The sequence below is a fragment of the Microbacterium sp. Bi128 genome, assembly GCF_918698205.1.
Genome location: NZ_CAKKMM010000860.1, coordinates 1 through 2,177, shown reverse-complemented (window position 1 = coordinate 2,177; position 2,177 = coordinate 1). Strand labels below are relative to the sequence as shown.

The 2,177-nt window shown below is 65.2% G+C and carries 4 protein-coding genes; all 4 read right to left on the bottom strand.

Annotated elements, in window-relative coordinates:
* Positions 1–72: 72 nt before the first annotated feature.
* Positions 73–705 carry a ribosome maturation factor RimM gene (gene rimM / locus LQV45_RS27280; protein WP_230009935.1) on the bottom strand — a complete coding sequence of 211 codons (633 nt, stop codon included), beginning with the start codon at positions 703–705 and terminating at the stop codon, positions 73–75.
* Positions 706–828: 123 nt separating this feature from the next.
* A complete protein-coding gene (locus LQV45_RS27275; RefSeq protein WP_018773450.1) occupies positions 829–1,071 on the bottom strand; it encodes an RNA-binding protein in 243 nt (80 codons plus the stop codon).
* A gap of 1 nt (position 1,072) precedes the next feature.
* Positions 1,073–1,498, bottom strand: coding sequence for a 30S ribosomal protein S16 (rpsP, locus tag LQV45_RS27270; protein ID WP_026266438.1), 426 nt, complete (start codon positions 1,496–1,498; stop codon positions 1,073–1,075).
* A 218-nt stretch (positions 1,499–1,716) separates the two neighbouring features.
* The gene (locus tag LQV45_RS27265; RefSeq protein ID WP_230009931.1) at positions 1,717–2,154 is read right to left on the bottom strand and encodes a hypothetical protein; all 438 of its coding nucleotides are present in this window, start codon (positions 2,152–2,154) and stop codon (positions 1,717–1,719) included.
* Between the last annotated feature and the right edge of the window lie 23 nt (positions 2,155–2,177).

Here is a 2,177-nt window from a genome sequence, read left to right as displayed (position 1 = left end):
GGCCTTGCCGATCAGCGACAGCTCCAGCGGGGCCAGGTACTCCGGAAAGATGCTGACGACGTCGATTCTCATCTACGCGATGCCCTGCTCTTCGGAGTTCCGGGCCGCGGCACCCTCGGCTTTCGGAGCCTGGGCTGCGGGGTTTTGGGCCTCGAGGTTTGGGGCCTCGGGGTTTTGGGCCTCGGGCGCCTCGTCCGTGTTGACTTCGAACAGTCCGGGCGGCGGGGTGACGAGGACGTACTTTTCACCCACGTTGACCTCGGGCACAATCTGTTCGACGAACGGGATCAGGACTTCCTTGCCCTCATCGGTGGTGACCACCAGCAGGTCCTGGACCGGCAGGGTGTGCAGTCCGGAGACCTTGCCGACCACGTCGCCGCCCACCCGGACCTCCAGGCCAACGAGCTCGTGCTCGTACCAGCCCTCGTCGTCGTCCTCGGCGCCGATGTCTTCGGTTTCGATGAACAGCTTGGCGCCGCGCAGGGTCTCGGCCTCGTTGCGGGTCTCGATCTCATCGAAGGCCAGCAACAGGATGTCCTTGTTCCAGCGGGCGCTGATTACCGTCAGCGGCCCGGCCGAGGCGGGTTCCACGATGAACTGCGTGCCGGGGACAAAACGGTCGCCGGGCGCGTCCGTGAGCACCTGGACGGTCACTTCGCCACGGATGCCGTGGGGCTTGCCGATTCGTGCCACCTGGAGCTGCATCTGTTCCTCTGTTCGGGGTTGGTGATTCTGTATTCTCTGGTGCGGAATTACGGGAAAACAGTCCGGCCCCTCCACCATTATCTGGTGAAGGGGCCGGACTTAAGACAAGTAGTGCTGAACGCGCTACCGGCGGCGGTCGGTATCGACGACGTCGACCCTGACCGGCTCGCCGTCCGCCAGCGCCGCAACCACAGTGCGCAGTGCGCGTGCGGTCCGGCCCTGCCGGCCGATCACCCGTCCGAGGTCGTCCTGATGAACGCGCACCTCGAGGGTTTCCCCGCGGCGGTTGTTCTTCGCACTGACCTTGACGTCCTCGGGGCTGTCAACAATCCCGCGGACCAGGTGTTCGAGCGCTTCTGCCAGCAATTTACTCAGCCTCGGTGGTCTCTGCTTCGGCGGCGTCGGCGGGAGCCTCGGCAGCTTCGTCCTTCTTGGCCTTCTTGGTGATGGCTTCCGGGATGATCACGGAACCCTTTTCCGGGGTAACGAAGGCAGCCTTGGGAGCCTTGGTCTTCAAGGTTCCCTCCTGGCCCGGGAGACCCTTGAACTTCTGCCAGTCACCGGTGATCTTCAGGATTGCGGCGACCTGCTCGGACGGCTGTGCGCCGACGCCGAGCCAGTACTGGGCACGGTCCGTGTCGACCTCGATGTACGAGGGCTCTTCGGTCGGGTGGTACTTGCCGATCTCTTCGATAGCACGGCCATCACGCTTGGAGCGTGAGTCCATGACGACGATGCGGTAGTACGGTGCGCGCATCTTACCGAAGCGCTTAAGGCGAATCTTTACGGCCACTTTTGTGGTCACTCCTGTTTCTGAAACGGGGTCGAGCCCGGCGTTCTGCACCCGTGGGGCGGGCCGTACTTGGGGGTTCTAAAGGACAAGATCCAGACGCGGAGAGAGGGGCCACGCAGATCGAGTACCTGTTCATTGTGCCAGATCACCGGCAGGATTTCGACTTGACACGTACCCGGCGCACCAGCGCGCGGCCTGGATGCGGCCTCGAGGGCCGGTCAGGACGTCCAGACGTAGAGGCCGGACCTGGTGGCGGAGTCGACGCCGGCGGCGAGCTCGGCGATCCGGCGGACGTAGTCCCGGGCCTCGTCGGGGCCGAAGGGCATGTCCTCCTCGGCGGCCCAGTTGGCGGCGACATCCTCCAGGACCTCGCCCTCCCCTTCGGTTTCATAGCTGAGCAGTTCCGCCAGCGTACGGACCATTGCCGCCGGGACGCCGAGCAGCGAGTCGCTGGCCACGTCGACCATGGCCAGTTCATAGTCCGCGCCCGGGGCGTGCACGGCGACGCCGGCGAGGTCTCCCAGCCGCTCCACCTCGAAATCGCTGATCTCCGGGATGCGGACGGCGCCCGGGGCGGCCGGGCTGCCGCCTTCCAGTGCGCCGGCGCGCTTGAGGGCTTCTTCGTGGGTGGACACAAAGAGTTCGGTGAATCCCATGCAGCTGGTCCTTAGGGTTCGGC

What these genes read in the sequence shown, in the direction of transcription:
- rimM (WP_230009935.1), bottom strand. Translation starts at nt 705, where the DNA reads ATGCAGCTCCAGGTGGCACGAATCGGCAAGCCCCACGGCATCCGTGGC.
- LQV45_RS27265 (WP_230009931.1), bottom strand. Translation starts at nt 2,154, where the DNA reads ATGGGATTCACCGAACTCTTTGTGTCCACCCACGAAGAAGCCCTCAAG.